Below are 269 nucleotides of genomic sequence, written 5' to 3'. Positions count from 1 at the left end.
GGCTTGCGGTTGCACACACAAGATGAGGGCGCAGGCACCCAGTAAGCGTTGGGTGAAGGGTTTCATGGAACAGCTCCGGACAAGGCGGTGAGAGAAGGCTTTTCTTATATTCAGAAAATTGAAATGACATGTTCCATCATGCTCAATCGGAATATGCAGTCTCTGTGCCATCTGTTGTCGGGGCGTATTTGCTGGGGTTCAGGTCAATTGTGTTGTGGTGTGAGAGGGCAGTGTGTTGATCCGCTGTTGCCGGGTGAGCAGTACATATA

At 50.6% G+C, this 269-nt stretch carries 1 protein-coding gene; it reads left to right on the top strand.

Going from position 1 to position 269, the window contains the following annotated elements; translation table 11 throughout:
- Positions 1–48 precede the first annotated feature (48 nt).
- Positions 49–269, top strand: a 221-nt coding sequence (locus KMS84_RS44580; RefSeq protein WP_256921596.1) for a hypothetical protein, incomplete at its 3' end; no start/stop codon positions are given.

The organism is Streptomyces hilarionis (assembly GCF_024539675.1).
GTDB classification, from domain to species: Bacteria; Actinomycetota; Actinomycetes; order Streptomycetales; family Streptomycetaceae; genus Streptomyces; species Streptomyces hilarionis.
This window is presented reverse-complemented; position numbering and strand designations above follow the sequence as displayed.